This is a genomic window from Streptomyces sp. 130 (genome assembly GCF_007096885.1).
Lineage (GTDB): Bacteria > Actinomycetota > Actinomycetes > Streptomycetales > Streptomycetaceae > Streptomyces.
The window spans coordinates 85573-105343 of record NZ_VJNO01000012.1 but is presented as its reverse complement, the minus strand read 5'-3'; the positions used below and the strand labels follow the sequence as shown (position 1 = coordinate 105343).

The window sequence follows — 19771 nt, the reverse complement described above, 5'->3', positions numbered from 1 at the left end:
GGCCCCGCCCTGTCATCCGGTCGCAGCCCCGGCCCCCTCCCCGGCCGCCGCCAGATAGGCCCGCCAGCCGCCGTGCCCGGTGATGTCGGTGCCCCCGGCCGCGGAGTGCGGGTCGCACTGGAAGCCGAGGACCCAGCCGCCGTCGGCGAGTTCGACGCGGCCCAGCGACATGGGTGCCGGCAGCGCGGCGAGGAAGCGGCCGAGGGCGGCGGGGGAGAGGGTCCAGCGCTCGCCCGCGACCGCGGCACCGTGCTCCGGTCCGACGCGCACGAGACCGGGCTTGGGCGGGGCCGTCCCGAGCGCCGTGAGCCGGTAGGACGCGGCGGTGGTCACCTCACCGGCGTACCGGGCCCCGGAGCCGGTGAGCTGGTGGTTGAGCGGCTGCCCGGTCAGGTGGGCACCGAACACGACGAGGTCCACGCCCCCGCCCGGCAGGGGGGCCGGCAGCCGCTCCCCGGTGAGCAGGGCGGCGATGTCGATGGCCGGCTGGTCCTCGAAGGCGCGGGTGACGACGCTGACGCCGAACGGACCGCCGTCGGCCTCCCCGGCCGGGACCGCGACGGCCGCCATGTCGAGGAGGTTCACGAAGTTGGTGTAGGTGCCCATCCGCGAGTTGACGGTCACCGGGTCGGCCAGCACCTCGGCGATGTCCGGGTGGCAGGGAGCGGTGGGCAGCAGCAGCGCGTCGCAGCCCGAGAGAATCCCGTGCGCCGGCGCCCGGTACCGGTCCAGGCGTGCCTGGTCGGCGGCCAGGGCGTGGGCCGGCAGAGCGGCGGCGGCGAGGATGATCCCGGCGACCGTCGGGTCCGCGGCGGACGGGTCGCGGGCGATGAACTCGCCGACGGCCGCGTAGCGTTCGGCGACCAGGGCGCCGTCGTAGAGCAGCCGGGCGGCCAGCAGCAGCGGCGACACGTCCACCACGGCGGTCGTCACGCCCGCGGCCTCCAGCCGCTCGACCGCCGCGGCGAACGCGGCGCGCCTTCCGGGCGACAGCGGGGTCAGGTCCTCGTCCCGGGGGACCGCCACCCGGGGCCGGGGCGGGGCGGCCAGACGGACGTCGTCGGGCCAGACCCGGCTGCGCGGGTCGCGCTCGTCCGGTCCCGTCATGACGCCCAGGGCCCGCTGGGCCTCCGTGAGGGTGCGTGCGAACACGGTGACCGCGTCGTAGGGGCGGGCGGCGGGGACCACCCCGGTGGTGGGGACGAGGCCCAGCGTGGGCTTGAGACCGACGATGCCGTTGAGGGCGGCCGGGACGCGTCCGGAACCGGCCGTGTCGGTGCCGAGCGCGATGTCGGCGATGCCGAGGGCCACGGCGACCGCCGATCCGGAGCTGGAACCGCCGGCGATCCTCTCGGGGCGCAGGGCGTTGCGCACGGCGCCGTACGGGCTCCGGGTCCCGACCAGACCGGTGGCGAACTGGTCCAGGTTCGTCTTGCCGAGCACGACGGCACCCGCGTCCAGCAGCCGCCGTACGGCGGGCGCGTCCGTCTCCGGGATGTACGCGAAGGCCGGGCAGGCCGCCGTGGTGGGCAGCCCGGCGACGTCGATGTTGTCCTTCACCGCGACCAGGACGCCCGCGAGGGGCAGGGGGTCACCGGCGGCCAGCCGGCTGTCCAGGGCCTCCGCCTCCGCCCGTACGTCCTCCTCCGGACGCAGGGTGATCCACACCTCCGGGCGGTCTGCCTCGGCGATGCGGCGGTAGGCGGCGGTGACGCGTGCGGCGCAGCTCTCGGTCACGCTGCTTCCTCTCGTGCGACGACGGCCAGCGGGGTGCCGGCGTCGATCTGCTGTCCGGGGGTGACGAGTACCTCGGTGACGACTCCGTGCCCGGGGGCGCGCACCACGACCTCCATCTTCATGGCTTCCAGCACCAGCAGGGCCTGCCCCGGCTCGACCCGGGTGCCGGGCCCTGCCGCGACCTTCCATACGGTGGAGCTCAGCGGGGCCTCGACCAGGCGCGAGCCCGGGGGGAGGGCCGAGGGAGCGGCGCCCGCGGCGGACGGCTCCGGTTCGGCGCGCGGGGCGAACTCGCCCGCCGCTTCCCAGGCGCGCCGCTCGGTCTCGAAGGCGGCGGACTGGCGGGCCCGGAAGGCAGCGATGTCCGCGGCGTTCGCCCGCAGGAACGCCTCGTGCTCCACGAGCGAGAAGACCCCCGGGCGGATGTCGAGTGCGGTACGTCCGGAGGCGAGGTCGCCCCGGATCTCCAGGAGTTCGGCCGGATCGACCGGGTGCCAGACGATCCGGTCGAAGAACCGCAGCAGCCAGGGCCTGCCGTCGGCGAACGAGCGGGGCGGGCGGAGACCGCCCCACACGGGGACCGTCCTGCCGATGAGCTGATAGCCGCCGGGGCTCTCCATCCCGTAGACGCACAGGTACGAACCGCCGATGCCCACCCCGGCCTCCGCCGTCCACGTCCGGGCCGGGTTGTACTTGGTGGTCACCAGGCGGTGGCGCGGGTCGAGCGGAGTGGCGGCCGGGGCGCCCAGATAGACGTCACCGAGCCCGAGGACGAGATAGCGGGCGTCGAAAACCGTGCGGCGGACGTCCTCGACGCTCTCCAGCCCGTTGACGCGGCGGATGAACTCGATGTTGGACGGATTCCAGGGGGCGTCCCCGCGCACCGAGGCCGCGTAGCGGTCGATGGCCTCGTCCACGGTCGGGTCGTCCCAGGACAGCGGCAGGTGTACCTCGCGGCTGGGCACACGCAGTTCGGCGGTGGCCGGCAACTCCTCCTCGGACTCGCGCAGAAGACCGAGCAGGGTGCGCAGGGGCAGCACCTCCGGATCGGTGTGCAGATGCAGCGAGCGTACGCCCGGCGTGGCGTCGACCAGCCCTCGCGGCGCGAGCGCCCGCAGGTGCTCGGCGAGTGCGTGCACCCGCATGCGCAGGCCGAGATCGAGAGTCATGGGCCCGTACTCGACCAGGATGTTGTCGTCGGCGCCCCGCCGGTAGGTGACTTCGGGGGTGGTGTCCGTGGCGGGGCGGCGGCCGAGCACACCGTCGTCGCCGTCCGGGCCGGCGGGGGCCGGCAGCGTGAGGAGCGCGGGGGTCCGGCGCAGCGCGTCGGCGGTCTCCTCGGTGACGGGCACGAACTGGACGGTGTCGCCGGGCCGGAGCTGCCCGGTCTTCCAGCGCTCGCCGCGCACGACGGTGACCGGGCAGGCGAAGCCCCCCAGGCTCGGCCCGTCGGGGCCCAGGATGGCCGGGGTGTCGCCGGTGAGGTTGACCGCGCCCACGGAGTACGGGGTGTCGTGCACGTTGGACGGATGCAGCCCCGCCTCGCCGCCGTCGGGACGGGCCCACTCGGGGCGGGGGCCGACGAGGCGCACCCCGGTGCGCGCGGACTGCGCGGAGACCTTCCAGTGCGTTGCGTAGACCGTCGCGATGCCGTCCCGGGTGAGGAAGTCCGGTGCGGCGTGGGGCCCCTCGCTGACCGCGATGCGCCAGTGCGGGGCGAAGTGCGGGCGCGCGGCGGCCGGGACCGGAGCGGGCGCCGGGGCGCCGGTGCCGGGCGGGGCGGGCCGCAGCACGTCACCGGTGCGCAGGGCGCGGCCCGCGTGGCCGCCGAAGGCACCGAGGGTGAAGGTGGCGGCGCTGCCCAGGTAGGCGGGTACGCCGAGACCGCCGCGCACCAGGACGTAGGTGCGCATCCCGGGGCCCTGGGCGGTGCCGACGTCGAGCAGCTGCCCGGCGGCGAGCTCGACCGGCTCCCACATGGCTGCGGGGCGGCCGTCGACGGTGACCGCGCAGGGGGCGCCGGTGACGCAGACGGTGGCCGGCGCGGAGAAGCGCAGCGCGGGCCCCTCCAGCGTGCATTCCAGGCCGGGGGCGCCCTCCGGGTTGCCGACGGCCGTGTTGCCGAGGCGGAACGAGAGGTCGTCCATCGGGCCGCCGGGCGGGATGCCGACCTCCCAGTAGCCGGTACGCCCCGGCCAGTCCTGCACCGTGGTCTGCGCGCCGCCGCGCTCCACGTCGATCCGGGGGCGCGGGTCGCGCAGCCCGGCCAGGGTCGCCGTGGTGTGCCGGGCGGCGAGCACGACGGGCTCACGGCAGGCGGCGCGCAGCAGCCCGAGGTTGGTCTCCACCCCGTCCACCACGGTTGCCTCCAGGGCCTCGGCCAGCCGGGCGAACGCTTCCGCACGGGTGTCACCGGTCGCGACGACCTTGGCGAGCATCGGGTCGTACGCCGTGGAGACGTGCTGCCCCGTCTCCGCCCAGCCGTCCACCCGTACGCCGGCGGGGAATCCGACCCGGGTCAGCAGGCCGGAGCTCGGCCGGTGGTCGCGCGCCGGGTCCTCGGCGTATATCCGCGCCTCGACCGCGTGGCCCCGGGCGGGCGGTTCCGTGAGGAAGCCGCTCTCCCCTCGCGCCAGTCGCAGCATCCAGGCGACCAGGTCGACGCCGTGGATCTCCTCGGTCACCGGATGCTCCACCTGGAGGCGGGTGTTGACCTCCAGGAAATACGCCTCCCCGCGCACCGGGTCGTACACGAACTCCACGGTCCCGGCCGACCGGTAGCCGACCGAGGCGCACAACCGGCGGGCAGCGGTGTGGAGCTCGGAGCGCAGGCGCGGCGGCAGGTCCGGTGCCGGGGCCTCCTCCAGCACCTTCTGGTTGCGGCGCTGAAGGGAGCAGTCGCGGTCGCCGAGCACCACCACCGACCCGGCGCCGTCCCCGAAGACCTGCACCTCGACGTGGCGGGCGCGCTCCACGTAACGCTCCAGGAAGACCCCGCCGTCGGCGAAGCTGCCCCGGGCCAGCCGCGAGACGCGGGCGAAGGCGTCCCGCAGTTCGGCGGGACCGGCACACGCCTGCATGCCGATGCCGCCCCCGCCGCCGGTCGCCTTCAGCATCACCGGATAGCCGGTCGGCTCCGCCGCGCGCAGGGCCTCCTCCTCGTCGGCGAGGAGCCCACTGCCGGGCAGCAGCGGCACCCCCGCCGCGAGCGCCGCGGCCCGTGCGGTGTGCTTGGCGCCGAACACCTCCAGCTGGGCGGGCGTGGGGCCGGCGAACGCGAGGCCCGCCTCCTCCACGGAGGCGGCGAACGCCGCGTTCTCGGACAGGAAGCCGTAGCCGGGGTGCACCGCCCCGGCCCCGGTGGCCAGGGCGGCCTCCAGGACCGCGTCCGCCCGCAGATAGCTCTCGGCGGCCGGGGCGGGGCCGAGGCGCACGGCCTCGTCGGCGAGGCGGACGTGCGGGGCGGTGCGGTCGGCGTCGGAGTACACGGCGACCGTACGCAGGCCGAGGGCTCGGGCGCTGCGGATGACCCGGCAGGCGATCTCTCCGCGGTTGGCGATGAGCAGGGTGTCGAACATGACGGCAACTCCTGGGTGCGGGACCGGGGTTCAGGCGAGGGGCGGCTGTGCGGGCAGCACATGGCCGCCCACGCCGTCGGTGCTCAGGCAGAGCGAGCAGACGACCGCGTCATGGGTGGCGCAGGCGGCGACGTCGGGGCGTTCGTACGACTGGTGGCAGGCATGGCAGTCGTAGGTCACCGCGCTCGGGTTCCCGTCCGCGTCCAGCATCGGCTCGTCCAGCCCGTCGTCGGTGCGGCGCAGGTAGTAGCGGCCCTTGGTGACGTACGCGACCAGGGGTGTCAGCACGAAGGCGATGACGGCGGCGGCGACGGGGGAGTACGGCTGGAGGGTGCCGCCGAGGGCGTGGAAGTACATCGCGATCGACAGGCCGGAGGCGGCGGTGAAGGCGACCACCCCGACGGGGTTGACCGCGTAGAGCATGCCCCGGCGGAATTCGGGGCGGAGCGGTGAGATCCGCAGCAGGTACTTGTTGACGCCGATGTCGGTGGCGACGGTGACGATCCAGGCGATGGCGCAGTTGGAGTAGAAGCCGAGGATGTCGTTGAGGACGCTGAACATGTCGGCCTCCATCAGCGCCAGTGCGAAGCCGAGGTTGACCAGGACGAACACCAGCCGGCCCGGGTAGTGGCGGGTGACCCGGGTGAAGGAGTTGGTCCAGGCGAGCGAGCCGGAGTAGGCGTTCGTGACGTTGATCTTGATCTGGCTGATGACGACCAGGACCACGGCCAGCGGGACGACCAGCCAGGACGGCAGCATCGCGTCGAAGGCGCCCCGGAACTGCTGGATCGGCTCGGGCGCGGCGTCGGCTCCGACCTCCGCGATGACGTACACCGCGAGGAACACCCCGATGGCCTGCTTGAGCGCGCCGAGCACCACCCATCCGGGTCCGGCCATGACCACGGCGGCCCACCAGGTGCGCCTGTTCGCCCCGGTCTTCGGCGGCATGAAGCGCAGGTAGTCGATCTGCTCGCCGATCTGCGCGATGAGTGAGAGGCACACGCCGGCACCGAGGAGCACGGACGCGGTGTCGATGCCGCCCTCGCCGTCCGTTCCGGCGTACGAGAGGAACCGGTCGACGGTGCCGGGGTCGGTGGCGACCAGATGGACCAGCGGGCCGGCCATGAGCAGCAGCCACAGGGGCGTCGTCCACACCTGGAGCTTGGTGAGCGCCGACATTCCGTAGACGACGAGCGGGATGACCAGCAGAGTGGAGAGGAGGTAGCCGAGCCAGAGCGGCAGCCCGAGGCCCAGTTCCAGGCCCTGCGCCATGATCGAGCCTTCGAGGGCGAAGAAGATGAAGGTGAAGCTGGCGAAGATGACACTCGTGAGGACCGAGCCGTAGTAGCCGAAGCCGGAGCCGCGGGTGATCAGGTCCAGGTCGAGGTTGTACCGGGCGCCGTAATAGGCCAGCGGGAAGCCGGTGGCGAAGATGACGACGGCGGCGACCGCGATGGCCAGCAGCGCGTTCCCGGTGCCGTGGGCCAGGCCGATGCCCGCGCCGATCGAGAAGTCGGCCATGTAGGCGATGCCGCCCAGGGCGGTGGTGGCCACGACGGCGGGGGTCCAGCGGCGGTAACTCCGGGGCGCGAAGCGGAGGGTGTAGTCCTCCAGGGTCTCGCTCGTGGCGCGGCTCCCGGCGGCGGGTGGCGGGGTGGACGTCGCGCGTTCGGTCGTACTCATGGGCAGCCTCTCGGGGAGCGGTGAGCGGGGGAGGGCCGTGCTGAGGACGGGGCGGACGCCGTCGGCCGCCGGGGTTTCAGACGTGGGCGGCGTGCAGGGCCATCTGCGTCATGGCGCGGCGGGCCCGTTCGAGCACGACGGCCATGGAGTCGCCGACATGGGCGTGCAGAGCGCGGTGTCCGTCGGCGAGGCGCCCGTCGCGGACGGCCTCCATGATGGCGATGTGCTCCGTGATGGTCGTGCCGACCCGGTCCGGGGTGAGGAAGTCGTACATCCTGACGCGGCGGATGCGCTCGCCCACGGTCACCAGGGCGTCGGTCAGCGCGGGGTTTCCGGAGGCGCGGGAGAGCTCGGCGTGGAAGCGCTCGTCCTGGACGACGAAGCGGGGATCGGGGTCCGGTGGCCGCTCGCGCATGGCGTACCAGCGGTCCAGCTCGGCCCCGAGGACGGCCGGATCATGCCGTACGGACGGGTCGTCGATGGCCCGGGCGATGCCGCGCAGTTCCAGGGTGACCCGGAGTTCGTAAAGGTCGCGCAGCTGTGCCAGGTCGGGGATCGTGACGAAGAAGCCGCCGTCCCCGCGCTCGATCAGGCCGTCCGCGAGCAGGCGCGCCAGGGCCTCGCGCACCGGGGTCCGGGAAACGCGGAAGCGTGCGGCGAGCCGTGTCTCGGCCAGCCGCTCGCGCGGCCCGAACCCGCCGTCGAGCACGGCCGCGCGCAACTGCCCGTACACCCTCTCGCGGAGTGAGGGGGAGGGCGCCGCGTCGGCGCCCCGCGCTGTGTCCGGGGGCGTATACAGCGTCGTATCCAGCGTCGCGTCCATGGGCGAAGACGCTAGGAAGCGGTTGTTTCACCGGAGTCCACGGCGGGGTGAACGACCGGTTTCCGGTAGCTCACCCCGGCCCGGGACGGCGAAGCGCCCCGCACGCGGGTGCGGGGCGCTTCACCATGGGGGCGGGGGAGTTCAGCCCGTGGCGCAGGAGACCGTGGGCCAGGTCCAGTTGCCGTTGGTCTGGATCGTCAGGCCCCAGTTGTTGCCGCTGCCGTTGGGCTTCGCGACGAGCACCTGGGCGCTGGGGTAGGAGGCGCTGATGTTCCAGGTGGTGAGCACCCGCTCCGGGGAGGGGAGGCGCAGGGTCACCGTCCAGTTGGACGAGCCCGTCACGGAGACGTTGAGGTTGTAGCGGTCGCCCCAGCTCTGGCCGGCGGACAGGGTCGCGGTGCAGCCGCCGGTGTTCCCGCCGTCGCCTCCGCCGCTGCTGCCGTCGGGTGCGACGGCCCGCCCGGTCTGCGGCGAGATCATGCCGGAGCACAGGCCCCGGGAGGCCAGCGACTGGGCGATGCGCGGAATGGCGGCCAGGGTGTTGGCGGGCCACTCGTGCATCAGGATGACCTGGCCGCTGGAGAGGCGCGACACGGCCTGGACTATCGCGTCGGTGCTCGCCCCGTTCCAGTCCTGCGAGTCGACGTCCCAGATCACCTCCGTGAGGCCGTACTTGGCCTCGACGGCCTTGAGGGTGGAGTTGGTCTCCCCGTACGGCGGCCGGAACAGCTTCGGTGTGCCGCCGCCGGCGGCCGCGACGGCCTGCTGGGTCCGGGAGATCTCCGAGTCCATCTGAGCCTGGCTCTGCTGGGTGAGGTGGGGGTGGGTGTAGCTGTGGTTGCCGACCCACATGCCCGCGTCGACCTGGGCCTTCACCTGCGCCGGGTACGAGGCGGCGAACTGGCCCTCGTTGAACATGGTGGCCCGCAGACCGTTCTGCTTGAGGGCGTTGAGCAGGGCGGGGGTGTGGTCGTTGGACGGGCCGTCGTCGAACGTCAGGCCCACGTAGCCGTTGCAGGCGGCGGCCTGGGCCGGGGCGGCGGCCGTGGCGGTCAGGCCCAGGGAACTCGCCGCGGCGAGCACGAGCCCCGCCGCCAGGGCGGCCGGGCGGCGGTGGAATCGGAGACGCATGAAGGGGTCCTCCAGGAAAGGGAGTTCCGGCCGCACGGGCGGCGCGGCCGGGCCTGAGCACGGAGTTTTTGGGCCGCCCCGGTGGCTGTCAATGGTTTCGGCAATTATTTCGAAAGCGTCGGTCTCCTGTTGTACGGGCTTGGGCCGCAACTTCGCACGTCAGCGGCGTGGGGGGCCGTGCGCCGGAAGATCGTGCCGGCGCGCGAGGCTGCCGGGGCTTCGCGGAAGAGGCTCGTGCGGCGAAACTTTCGGGTCGCTCGGAAATCCCGCCGCGTCATCGTATTGACAGTGCTCCGTCAACTCGCTGTCATACATGGGAGCGCTCCCACCACTTCCCCACGCCCCCGAGGAGGCGCACATGACCATCCACCCCCGCCGCTTACCGCGCAGACCCTGGACCGCGGCCGGTGCCGCCGCGGCGCTGGCCCTGTCGCTCTTCGTCGCCATGCCCGCCGGGGGGCCGGCCGCGGCGGCGGAGTCCGCGCCCGGCTGCGACGTCGACTACACCGCCAACGAGTGGACCGGCGGCTACACCGCGGAGGTGCGTGTCACCAACGAGGGCCCGGCGCTCAGCAGCTGGCGGCTGACCTGGACGTACGCCGGTGACCAGCACATCACCTCCGGCTGGAACGCCACGGTCACGCAGACCGGCCACGCCGTGACCGCCGTCAGCACGGCCTGGAACGGGGCGGTGGCCGAAGGCGGCACCGTCTCCTTCGGGGTGCAGGGGACCTCGCAGTCGGGCGGCCCCGCGCCCACCGACTTCGCCCTCAACGGCGTCTCCTGCGGCGGCGACGGCACCACACCCCCGACCACGCCGCCTCCCACGACACCGCCGCCCACCACGCCGCCCCCCGCCGAGTGCGGTGACGCGGTGGTCTGCGACGACTTCGAAAACCAAGCGGGGCCGGCCCCCGCCGGGAACTGGCGGTTCACCGCGCCCGACTGCCAGGGCACCGGGACCGCCGCCGTGGACACCGCGATCGCGCACAGCGGCACGCGCTCGCTGCGGCTGGACGGGAAGGCCGGCTACTGCAACCACGCCTTCGTGGCCTCCACCGCGGACCTGTCGTCAGTGGGCCCCGTGCTGTACGTGCGCATGTGGGTGCGGCACACCACGGCGCTCCCGGCGGCGCACGTCGCCTTCGTGTCGATGCCCGACAGCTCCCAGGGCGGCAAGGCCCTGCGGATCGGCGGGCAGAACGGGGCGCTCCAGTGGAACCGGGAGACCGACGACGCGACGCTCCCGGCCCAGAGCCCGACCGGGGTGGGGCTGAGCAGGCCCCTGCCGACGGGCAGCTGGCAGTGCCTGCGGTTCGCGGTCGACACCTCGGCGCCCGGGCTCGACACCTGGCTGAACGACGAGCAGGTGCCCGGTCTGCACGCTGACGGCGAACCCACCCGTGACGTGGACGACCAGTGGCTCTCGCGGACCACTCCGCCCCGGCCCACCGCCCTGCGGCTCGGCTGGGAGAGCTACGGGGTCGGCGACGACACCCTGTGGTTCGACGATGTGGCCGTGGGCTCGGCGCCGATCGGCTGCTGAGGGCGCGGGGCGCCCGGCGAGCGGGAGACGGGCGGCCCGCGCAGGGCCGGTGCGGGCTTCGGAAGAGGCCGGCACCGGCCCTTCGGCGTGTCCGGGCGCCCATGCGCGAGGGGGCGCGGGCGAATGCGGGGGGGTTGTTTTCCCGAGAAACCTATAGCATTCTGCAACTCCACACAGTTTCCTATATGAACCGTGGAGGTGTGAGTGTGCCTGGGCATGGGGTGTCCGCAGCCGGTCCGGTCTCCGTCGTGGGCCCGGGAGCCGTCGGCCTCGCCCTGGCGGGCCGGCTCGCCCTGCGGGGGCATCCGGTCACGCTCTGCGGACGGCCGGGCTCGGCGCCCGTCCGCTGCATCGAGCAGACCGGTGACGGGGGCACCCGCACGGCGCGGGTGCACTGGCAGGACGACCCGGCGAGGGCGCGCCCGGCCGCCTGGGTCCTCGTGACGACCAAGCTGCACCAGGGGGACGCGGCCCGCGCCTGGCTGAAGCGGCTCGTCGGCGGCGGGACCGTGGTGGTCGTCGCGCAGAACGGCGTCGAGCACCGCGAGCAGGCGGCCCCCTGGGCCCCGCCCGGCCAAGTGGTCCCGGCGCTCGTCCACTTCAACGCGGAACGCCTCGTCGGGAACCGGGTCTCGGTGCGCGGCGAAGGGGCGGGGCTCGTCATCGGCGACGACGAACCGGCCCGCAGGGCCCTCCCGTTGCTCGCCGGCACCGGGCTCGGGGTGGACCCGGTCGCCGACTTCACCACTGCCGCCTGGCGCAAGCTCATGGTCAACGCCGTCGCCAACCCCGTCACCGCGCTCACCTCCCGCCGCGTCGAGGTCTTCGCGGACCCGGCCGTACGGGCCGTGGCGGCCACCATGCTCACCGAGGTGGCCGAGGTGGGCCGGGCCGAGGGCGCCCGGCTGCCCGGGAACGCCACCGGTGAGGCTCTCGCCTGGATCGACGCCCGCCCGCCCGGGGCCGGCTCCTCGATGCTCGCCGACCGCCTCGCCGGCCGGCCCATGGAACACGACGGGCTCCTCGGCGCCGTCGTCCGCAGGGCGGACGCCCGGGGGATCGCGGTGCCCATGTGCCGGACCGTCCTGGCGCTCGTCGCCGCACTCGACGCGGCGCGCCCCTGACGGGCGTCCCGCGCGCGGCCTCAACCCCTGCGCGACCTCAACCCCTGCACGACTTCAACTCCTGCACGACTTCAACCTCTTACACGTACAAGGCTCGGAGAGCAGCAGTGGCAAAAGTGATCAAGACGGAGGCGTACCTCGTCGACATCGAGGTGGAGACGGTGCGCACCGACGCCACCCAGGCGTTCCTCAAGCAGGAGACGCTCTTCGTGGAGGTGACGACGGACGAAGGCCTGACCGGCACCGGATACGCGTACACCATCGGCACCGGCGGCCGGGCCGTGCTGGCGATGCTGCGCGACCACCTGCTGCCCGCGCTCGCCGGCCATGACTCCCGGGAGATCGAGGGCGCCTGGCGGACGATGTACGACAGCACGCGGGCCACGATGGTGGGGGCGCTCACCGCCCTGGGCCTCGCCGCCGTGGACCTCGCCCTGTGGGATCTGCGCTGCCTGCGGGCGGGCGAGCCGCTGTGGCGCGTGGCGGGCGGCGCCCGGCCGGCGGTACCGGTGTACGACACCGAGCGCGGCTGGCTCCAGCTCGGCGAGGACGAGCTGGTCGCCGGTGCCCGCGAGGCCGAGCGGCAGGGGTTCTCCGGCGTCAAGATCAAGGTGGGCAAGCCGAGTCCGGGCGAGGACGCCGCCCGCATCCGGGCCGTGCGCGAGGCGGTCGGCCCCGGACTGGACATCATGGTCGACGCCAACCAGGCGTTCACCGGTGCCGAGGCCGTGCGCCGCGCCGCCCTGCTGGAGCCGTACGACATCGGCTGGCTGGAGGAGCCGCTGCCCGCCGAGGACGTGGCGGGACACGAACGGCTCGCCGCCTCGACGTCCGTACCGGTGGCCGTCGGGGAGTCGATGTACTCGCTGGGCCACTTCCGTGAGTACCTGCAGCGCGGCGCGGCGGGCATCGTGCAGCCCGACGTGGCCCGGATCGGCGGCATCACGCCCTGGCTCAAGGTGGCCCACCTCGCTGAGGCGTTCAACGCCGAGGTCTGCCCGCACTTCCTGATGGAGATCCACGTCAGCCTGGCCGCCGCCGTGCCCAACGCCCGCTATGTCGAGTACATCCCGCAGCTGCGCGCCGTCACGCAGCGCGGAATCCGGATCGACGGCGGCCTCGCCCACGCACCGTCCGAGCCCGGCCTCGGCATCGCCTGGGACGCCGACGCCATCGACGACCGGCGTGTCGCCTGACCGCCGGTCCCGAGCCGCCCCGACCCGCACGTCACCGCCCCCGTCCCGCTGTCCCAGCACACCCGGAGGACGACGATGTCCACCCTCACCCCGGCCAGGCCCGCCCCGGCAGCCGCCGCGCACCGCCGCCGAGTCCTGCTGGCCTCACTGGTCGGCTCGGCCCTGGAGTGGTACGACTTCTATCTCTACGGCACCGCCGCGGCCCTCGTCTTCAACAAGATCATCTTCCCGTCGTTCGACGCCACGGCCTCGCTGCTCGCCTCGTTCGGCACGCTCGCCATCGGCTACTTCGTTCGGCCGCTCGGCGGCGTCGTCTTCGGACGCCTCGGCGACCTCTTCGGCCGCAAACGCGTCCTGGTCCTCACCCTGCTGGTGATGGGCGCCTCCACCGTCGGCATGGCCCTCGTGCCCACGTACGACCAGGCGGGTGTGTTCGCGCCCGTCCTGCTGGTCGTGCTGCGGGCGGTCCAGGGGCTCGGCGCGGGCGCGGAGTACGGCGGGGCGGCCGTGCTGACCACCGAGTTCTCCGAGCCGCGCAGGCGCGGACTGTTCGGCGCGGCACCCAGCATCGGCGTCTACATCGGCATCCTCATGGCCTCCGGCGCCTTCGCGCTGGTCACCCAGCTGCCCGAGGACCAGTTCCTGGCCTGGGGCTGGCGGATTCCCTTCGCGGCCAGTGTGCTCGTGATCGGCGTGGCGCTCGTCATCCGGCTGCGGCTGACCGAGAGCCCCGCCTTCGAGGCGGCCCAGGAGCGCACCGAGACGGACCAGGTCTCGCCGGTGCGGGACGTCGTGCGCCACGAGTGGAAGGCCGGCCTGGTCGTCTTCGGGCTGCAGACCGCCCAGAACGTCGTGGCCTATCTGAATCTGACGTTCCTGGCCGCCTATCTCACCGACACGCTGGAGATGTCCAGTTCGACCGGGCCCCTCGCGGTCACCGTCGGCACCGCCGTGACCGCCGTGACCCTCGTCCTCTTCGGGCACCTCACCGACCGCGTCGGCCGCAAGCCGGTGGCGCTGGCGGGCATCGTCTTCTCGGCCGCCTTCGTCTTCCCGTACTTCTGGATCATCGACCACACGCACAGCTCGCTCGCCGTCACGCTGGCCGTCGTGGCGAGCATGGGCATCGGGGTGGGCTGCATGTTCGCCCCGCAGGCCGCCTACTACAGCGAGCTGTTCACCGCCCGCTCCCGGTTCACCGGGCTCGCCCTGTACCGGGAGGTCGCCGGCGCGGTCACCGGCGGGCTCACCCCGCTCATCGCCGTCGCCCTGGTCGCCGCGGCGGGGGACCGCTCCTGGGGCGTCGCCCTCTTCGTCATCGCCGCATGCCTGATCGGCGGCGTCGCGGTGGCCCTCGGCCCCGAGACCCGGGGGCGGGACCTCGCCGCCACCACCGTCACCGAACTGCACGCCTCGACCGGCACCTACCGCTGAAGCAGCAGCCGGCCGGCCGCCCGCAGGCCGGCCGCCCGAGCATCCGCACCACCTCAGGAAGGCACCATGCGCATCGCCCGCCTCGGCCCCCCGGGCCAGGAGATCCCCGTCGTCCTCGACGGCGACCGCGTCCTCGATCTGCGGGGAGTGACCCCGGACATCACCCCGGAGTTCCTGGAGCACGGCCTGCCCGCGCTCGACGTGACCGCACTGCCCGAACTCCCGGGCGCCCGGGGGCTGCGCCACGGCCCGCCCCTCACCCGGCCCGCCGCGGTCGTCTGCGTGGGCATGAACTACGCGAAACACGCGGCCGAGTCCGGCGCCGAACCGCCCACCGAGCCGGTGGTGTTCCTCAAGCACCCCAACACCGTGGTCGGCCCGGACGACCCGGTCACCATCCCGCGCGGCAGCACCATGACGGACTGGGAGGCCGAGCTCGGCGTGGTCGTCGGGCGGCGTACGAGCTACCTCGGATCGCCCGCCGACGCCGCGTCCCACATCGCCGGCTACGTCCTCGTCAACGACGTCTCCGAGCGCGAGCTGCAACTGCACACCTCGGGCGGCCAGTGGTCCAAGGGCAAGTGCGCGCCCACGTTCACGCCCGTGGGGCCGTGGCTGGTCACCGGCGACGCGCTCGACCCCGCGGCGGTGCGGCTGCGCAGCCGGGTCAACGGGGCGGCGCGGCAGGACTCGAGCACCGCCGACATGATCTTTCCGGTCCCCGAAATCCTTTACCGGCTCAGCCGGTTCATGACCCTGGAGCCCGGCGACCTCGTCCTGACCGGCACGCCCGAGGGGGTCGCCCTCTCCGGCCGCTTCCCCTACCTGGCCGCGGGCGACGTCGTGGAGCTGGAAGGCGAAGGGCTCGGCAGGCAGCGCCAGACCATGACCGCCCAGGCCCCCCGATGACCCATGACCGCCCAGGCCCCCCGATGACACAGGAGCAGACCCCCATGACAGCACCCGCACCCGAGTTCGCCGGCCTCGCCGCGGTCGTGACCGGCGGCGCCTCCGGAATCGGCCTGGCCACCGCCCGCGAACTGCACGCGCGCGGCGCACGGGTGGCCGTGCTCGACCGGGACGCCTCCGAGGGGCCCTTCCTCCACGTGCGCTGCGACGTGACGGACGACGACGCCGTGCGCGCCGCCGTCGAGGAGGTGACGGCCCGCCTCGGCGGGATGAACGTCCTGGTCAACAACGCGGGGATGGGAGCACAGGGCACCGTCGAGGACAACACCCCGGCGCAGTGGCACCGGGTGCTCGACGTCAACGTCGTCGGCATCGCCCGGGTCACGGCGGCGGCCCTCCCCGCACTCCGGGCGGCGGCCGCGGGCGGGGCGGGCCATGCGGCGGTCGTCAACATGTGCTCGATCGCGGCCACGGCCGGACTGCCGCAGCGGGCCCTCTACTCGGCCAGCAAGGGCGCCGTCCTGGCCCTGACCCGGGCCATGGCCGCCGATCACCTCCGCGAGGGCATCCGCGTCACCTGCGTGAACCCCGGCACGGCGGACACCCCCTGGGTCGGCCGCCTGCTGGACGCCGCGGACGACCCGGAGGCGGAGCGTGCCGCACTGGCCGCCCGCCAGCCGAGCGGTCGCCTCGTCAGCGCCGCCGAAGTCGCCCATGCCGTGGCCTACCTGGCGAGCCCCCGGTCGGGCGCCACCACCGGCACCGACCTCGCCGTGGACGGCGGAATGCAGGGGCTGCGGCTGCGCCCGCAGTGATCACGGGCGGACGCGGGCGGGCCCTCGCACCTCACGAGGTGCGCGCCCGCGTCCGCTTCCCGTTGTCGTGCGGCGGCGCGGCGGTGCGGTGGCGTACGCGGCTGGAGCGCAGGTGCGTCGTCATCGCCTCGGCGGCCTGCTCCGGGTTGCGCCGGGCCACCGCGTCCAGGATGCGCTCGTGCTCCTCGATCGTCGTGCCGGCCGCGCCCGGCGCGCTGGTCAGGCGGAACAGGTGCAGATGGGAGTGGAGGCGGTTCACCGCGTCGGCGAGCAGCGGGCGGCCCGCCGCCAGGGCCAGCACGTCGTGGAACTCCTGGTCCAGCAGGGCGAACCGGTGGTAGACCGCGTAGCTCTCACCGGTCTCGGGATGGCCGCGCATCCGCTCCACGATGTCCCGCAGCCGCTGGAGAGCCGGTCCGTCGGCGTTCTCCGCGGCGAGCGAGGCGGCCTTCGGCTCCAGGAGCAGCCGCATCTCGAACAGGTCGCGCAGGCCGTCCGGGTCGAGCAGGTCGGTCGCCCGGTAGCCGGCGTTCGGCCGCTTGACCACGAGGCCGTCCGATTCCAGCCGTGCCAGAGCCTCGCGCACCGGGGTGGCCGACACGTCGAGCCGGCGGGCCAGCGCGTCGATGCCCACCCGGGCGCCCGGGGCGATGCCGTGGTCCATGACCATGGCCTTGATGTCCTCGTAGACCCGCTCGGCCAGCACATCCTGTCGAATCCCGTTCCCCATGACCCCAATCATAGAGAATGTGCAGGTCGTGGGTCGCCCTGCTCAGCCCGCGCCGAGGTGGTCGCTCAGCGTGCCGATCGCCGCCGCGGCATCCACGACGTGCGGGACGGCCCGGTCGGCGAGTTCCGGGTCGGAGGTGACCACGTTGATCGCGGCCCGGACCGGCCAGCCCGGCAGGGGGGCCGCGATGCCGTGGGCGCCGATGTTGACCTCGCCGTGGGTGATGACGTAACCGGACTCGCGGATCGCCTGTACGCGGGGCGGTTCGGCGGCGCGCGGCGGACCGGAGGCCAGGGCGGCCAGGCCGCCGGAGCCGTGGTCCAGGGGGTCGCGGCTGCCCTTGCGGTACCAGAACAGGGGGCCGTCCGTCGGCGGTTCGGCCACCACCGTGGTGACGGCGGCGGTGCCGACGGCCTCGACCAGGCTCGCGGTGGCGTCCAGGCGGCGGGCGAGGCGGTGCAGGACGGGCTCCGCGACGGTCCGCAGACTGGGGCCCGTGCCGCCGAGGAGCCCGGTCACGGCCGGGCCCACGACGTAACGGCCCACGTCGTCGCGGGCGGCGAACCCGGTCCGGTGGAGCGAGACCAGGAGGCGGTGCGCGATGGAGCGGTGGAGGCCTGCCGCGGCGGCGACCTGACTGGTGTTCAGCCCCTCCGGGTGGCGGCTCAGTTCGACGAGGAGGGCGAGTCCGCGCTCCAGGGTCTGTGAGCCGCCGCCCTCGGAGTCGCTCGGCGGGGTCATTCCACCTCTTCGGGGAGCGGCCGGACGGTCGGGAGAATCCTGCCACGGACCTCGCCCAGGCCGATGCGCCCCCGCGCCCCGGGCGCCGAGTAGCGCAGGACGACCTCGTCGCCGTCCTGGAGGAACGTGCGCTCCTCGCCGCCCGCCGTCCAGGTCTCCTTGCCGCCCCAGGACAGTTCGAGGAACGAGCCCCGCTGGTGCTTCTCGGGGCCGGAGATGGTGCCCGAGGCGTAGAAGTCGCCGACCCGCAGCGAGGCGCCGTTGACCGTGAGGTGGGCCAGCATCTGCGCGGGCGACCAGTACATCGACGCGTACGGCGGACGCGCCACCACCGTGCCGTTGACCTCGACCTCCACATCGATGTCGTAGCCGGACGGGCCTTCCTCGCGCAGGTACGGCAGTACGGCGGGGCTCTGGCCGGGCAGGTCGGTGCGGGCGTGCTCCAGTGCGGCGAGCGGGGTCACCCAGGCGCTGATGCTGGTGGCGAAGGACTTGCCCAGGTTGGGGCCCAGCGGGACGTACTCCCAGGCCTGGATGTCGCGCGAGGACCAGTCGTTGACGCCGGTGACGCCGAAGACGGTCTCGGCGAACTCGGAGGTCGCGACGCGCTGCCCGAGCGGGACCGTACGCCCGACGACGAAGCCGAGTTCGGCCTCGATGTCCAGGCGCAGCGACGGGCCGAAGACGGGCGCCGGGTCGGTGGGCGCCTTGCGCTGTCCGGCCGGGCGGTGCACGGGGGTGCCGGAGACGACGATGGAGCCCGCGCGTCCGTGGTACGCGACCGGCAGGTGGCGCCAGTTGGGCATCAGCGCGTCCCCGTCCGGCCGGAAGATCCGCCCGACGTTGGTGGCGTGGTCCACGGAGGCGTAGTAGTCGACGTAGTCGCCGACCTCGAACGGCAGGCGCAGCGTGACATCGGCCAGCGGCACCAGGCGGACGCGGTCGCGGTACGCGGTGTCGGTGAGCAGCTCGACGGTCCAGGCCCGGACCTGCGCCCACACCGGCGCGCCCGCGGCCATCAGCGGGTTGAGCGCGGGCGCGTCGAGCAGCGGCGCCCAGTCGGGGCGCAGTCCGGTGGCGGCGGCGCCCAGGTCCAGGACGTGGTCACCGATGCGGACGCCGATGCGCGGGGCGGTGTCCGCGGTGGAGAAGACGGCGTAGGGGAGGTTGTCGACGTCGTACGCGCTGCCGGCCACGGCCTCGACCCAGGTCTCGGGATAGGTGCTCATGCGTGAAGTCCTTCGGAATCGGTAGCGGTCGAGGGGCCGAGCAGGCCCAGGGCGGTCAGGTCCTCCAGCGGTTCGAGCACGCTGCACGACCCGTACGAGACGAACGCCTCCCGCGCGGCGGCGGCTTCGGCGGCCGGGAGCGCGGTCACGGCACGGGCCAGCGCCTCCGGGGCGCGCTCGGCGAGGGCCGCGCGGACGTCGGACGGGGACGCTCCGGCGCGGGCCCGCGCCGTCGCCAGGAGCACGTTGAGGAAGCCGTGGTGCTCGAAGCCGGTGGCCGGGGCGGTGTGCCGGACCGCGTGGTGCAGCCCCGCCGTGCACTTGAAGGGCACGCCCGCGGCGACGGCCCCGGCGATCCACGCCGCCACCTCGTCCTCGGCCGGGAACGCCGCCGCCTCGGTGCCGCCGGTGCGCAACTTCAGCCGGAAGCCGTGCCGTACCACCAGCGCGAGCGCCTGCTCCCACTCCGGCGTACCAGGGCGCGGGACCTCCACGTACACCGTGCCGGGGAAGCCGGGCGCGGCCAGGTCGTCGAGCTGCGGCCCGAGCGGCCGGGCGGCATCCGGCTTGAACTCGACGGCCGCCGGCACGAGCCGGCCGGTCCCCGCGAAGGCGGCCCGGACCGCCGGGAGCGCGGCCGGCCCGGCCACCACGCTCACCCGCAGCCCACCGGGGAACAGCCGGGGCCCGGCCAGTGCGGTCAGTTCGCCGAGCCGGTCGGCACCGATCACGAACGGGCCGACGAACTCGGCGTGGCCGGACGCGAGATGCCCGGCGTGCTCGGCCACGGCGCGCGGCAGCGGAGCCAGGCCGGGCGGGAACACCGAGGCGTCGTCCACGAGATGACGGAAGGCGAGAGGGAAGGACACGCGCGACACCCTAGCCGACGGGTCCCGCAATGCGAACGGTATCTGTTCTGATATCGGTCGCCGCTCGCCAGGTGGACCTGGAACGAGACGCCCGGCGCCACCGGTGAACGGGACGGTGTCCGGCAGCACCCCGGCCCCCGCTGACCCGACGGGCCGTCCCGGTCCCGGCCGGGGCGGCCCCTACCACGTACCCGCCCGCACGTCTCACCCGCTTTGCTCCGCCCGG

Annotated in this window: 15 protein-coding genes; 6 read left to right on the top strand and 9 right to left on the bottom strand. The window is 74.0% G+C overall.

Going from position 1 to position 19771, the window contains the following annotated elements; all coding sequences use genetic code 11:
- Positions 1-12 precede the first annotated feature (12 nt).
- The 5 genes from atzF to FKN01_RS13305 form a co-directional block, all read right to left on the bottom strand.
- A complete protein-coding gene (gene atzF, locus FKN01_RS13325) occupies positions 13-1737 on the bottom strand; it encodes an allophanate hydrolase (protein WP_143619919.1) in 1725 nt (574 codons plus the stop codon).
- The gene (gene uca / locus FKN01_RS13320) at positions 1734-5315 is read right to left on the bottom strand and encodes an urea carboxylase (RefSeq protein ID WP_143619917.1); all 3582 of its coding nucleotides are present in this window, start codon (positions 5313-5315) and stop codon (positions 1734-1736) included. The genes atzF and uca overlap by 4 nt, the downstream gene beginning before the upstream one ends.
- 30 nt (positions 5316-5345) lie before the next feature.
- Positions 5346-6998: a cytosine permease gene (locus FKN01_RS13315; RefSeq protein WP_143619915.1), complete on the bottom strand. Its 1653-nt coding sequence runs from the start codon at positions 6996-6998 to the stop codon at positions 5346-5348.
- A 76-nt stretch (positions 6999-7074) separates the two neighbouring features.
- The gene (locus FKN01_RS13310) at positions 7075-7821 is read right to left on the bottom strand and encodes a GntR family transcriptional regulator (protein WP_143619913.1); all 747 of its coding nucleotides are present in this window, start codon (positions 7819-7821) and stop codon (positions 7075-7077) included.
- A gap of 141 nt (positions 7822-7962) precedes the next feature.
- Positions 7963-8952 carry a polysaccharide deacetylase family protein gene (locus FKN01_RS13305; RefSeq protein WP_143619911.1) on the bottom strand — a complete coding sequence of 330 codons (990 nt, stop codon included), beginning with the start codon at positions 8950-8952 and terminating at the stop codon, positions 7963-7965.
- A 358-nt stretch (positions 8953-9310) separates the two neighbouring features.
- Between FKN01_RS13305 and FKN01_RS13300 the strand changes: the two genes are divergently transcribed.
- From FKN01_RS13300 to FKN01_RS13275, 6 genes are all read left to right on the top strand, one after another.
- Positions 9311-10498 carry a cellulose-binding domain-containing protein gene (locus FKN01_RS13300; protein ID WP_143619909.1) on the top strand — a complete coding sequence of 396 codons (1188 nt, stop codon included), beginning with the start codon at positions 9311-9313 and terminating at the stop codon, positions 10496-10498.
- 206 nt (positions 10499-10704) lie between these two features.
- Positions 10705-11622 (top strand): 2-dehydropantoate 2-reductase, encoded by a 918-nt coding sequence (locus tag FKN01_RS13295; RefSeq protein WP_185992835.1) that lies wholly within the window; start codon positions 10705-10707, stop codon positions 11620-11622.
- A gap of 107 nt (positions 11623-11729) precedes the next feature.
- On the top strand, positions 11730-12818 hold the full coding sequence (locus tag FKN01_RS13290) for a mandelate racemase/muconate lactonizing enzyme family protein (protein WP_143619906.1): 1089 nt from the start codon (positions 11730-11732) through the stop codon (positions 12816-12818).
- A 75-nt stretch (positions 12819-12893) separates the two neighbouring features.
- Entirely contained in the window at positions 12894-14252 is a 1359-nt protein-coding gene (locus tag FKN01_RS13285; RefSeq protein WP_143619904.1) for an MFS transporter, read from the top strand.
- 66 nt (positions 14253-14318) lie between these two features.
- Positions 14319-15161, top strand: coding sequence for a fumarylacetoacetate hydrolase family protein (locus tag FKN01_RS13280; RefSeq protein ID WP_143619902.1), 843 nt, complete (start codon positions 14319-14321; stop codon positions 15159-15161).
- Between the two features lie 44 nt (positions 15162-15205).
- On the top strand, positions 15206-15976 hold the full coding sequence (locus tag FKN01_RS13275; RefSeq protein WP_143619900.1) for an SDR family NAD(P)-dependent oxidoreductase: 771 nt from the start codon (positions 15206-15208) through the stop codon (positions 15974-15976).
- A 31-nt stretch (positions 15977-16007) separates the two neighbouring features.
- Here FKN01_RS13275 and FKN01_RS13270 read toward each other — a convergent pair whose 3' ends face one another.
- Genes FKN01_RS13270 through FKN01_RS13255 form a run of 4 tightly spaced genes read right to left on the bottom strand, consistent with a single transcriptional unit; the run spans position 16008 to position 19545 of the window.
- Positions 16008-16706 carry a GntR family transcriptional regulator gene (locus FKN01_RS13270; RefSeq protein ID WP_143619898.1) on the bottom strand — a complete coding sequence of 233 codons (699 nt, stop codon included), beginning with the start codon at positions 16704-16706 and terminating at the stop codon, positions 16008-16010.
- Between the two features lie 42 nt (positions 16707-16748).
- Positions 16749-17447, bottom strand: a complete 699-nt coding sequence (locus FKN01_RS13265; protein ID WP_143619896.1) for an IclR family transcriptional regulator — start codon at positions 17445-17447, stop codon at positions 16749-16751.
- Entirely contained in the window at positions 17444-18676 is a 1233-nt protein-coding gene (gene fahA / locus FKN01_RS13260; RefSeq protein ID WP_143619894.1) for a fumarylacetoacetase, read from the bottom strand. The genes FKN01_RS13265 and fahA overlap by 4 nt, the downstream gene beginning before the upstream one ends.
- Positions 18673-19545, bottom strand: a complete 873-nt coding sequence (locus tag FKN01_RS13255) for a hypothetical protein (protein ID WP_143619892.1) — start codon at positions 19543-19545, stop codon at positions 18673-18675. Before FKN01_RS13255 ends, fahA begins: the two co-directional genes overlap by 4 nt.
- Positions 19546-19771 lie beyond the last annotated feature (226 nt).

Coding starts and splice junctions, on each gene's coding strand:
- FKN01_RS13285 (WP_143619904.1), top strand. CDS start 12,894: ATGTCCACCCTCACCCCGGCCAGGCCCGCCCCGGCAGCCGCCGCGCAC.
- FKN01_RS13305 (WP_143619911.1), bottom strand. CDS start 8,952: ATGCGTCTCCGATTCCACCGCCGCCCGGCCGCCCTGGCGGCGGGGCTC.
- fahA (WP_143619894.1), bottom strand. CDS start 18,676: ATGAGCACCTATCCCGAGACCTGGGTCGAGGCCGTGGCCGGCAGCGCG.
- FKN01_RS13265 (WP_143619896.1), bottom strand. CDS start 17,447: ATGACCCCGCCGAGCGACTCCGAGGGCGGCGGCTCACAGACCCTGGAG.
- FKN01_RS13310 (WP_143619913.1), bottom strand. CDS start 7,821: ATGGACGCGACGCTGGATACGACGCTGTATACGCCCCCGGACACAGCG.
- FKN01_RS13315 (WP_143619915.1), bottom strand. CDS start 6,998: ATGAGTACGACCGAACGCGCGACGTCCACCCCGCCACCCGCCGCCGGG.
- FKN01_RS13275 (WP_143619900.1), top strand. CDS start 15,206: ATGACAGCACCCGCACCCGAGTTCGCCGGCCTCGCCGCGGTCGTGACC.
- FKN01_RS13300 (WP_143619909.1), top strand. CDS start 9,311: ATGACCATCCACCCCCGCCGCTTACCGCGCAGACCCTGGACCGCGGCC.
- FKN01_RS13270 (WP_143619898.1), bottom strand. CDS start 16,706: ATGGGGAACGGGATTCGACAGGATGTGCTGGCCGAGCGGGTCTACGAG.
- uca (WP_143619917.1), bottom strand. CDS start 5,315: ATGTTCGACACCCTGCTCATCGCCAACCGCGGAGAGATCGCCTGCCGG.
- FKN01_RS13280 (WP_143619902.1), top strand. CDS start 14,319: ATGCGCATCGCCCGCCTCGGCCCCCCGGGCCAGGAGATCCCCGTCGTC.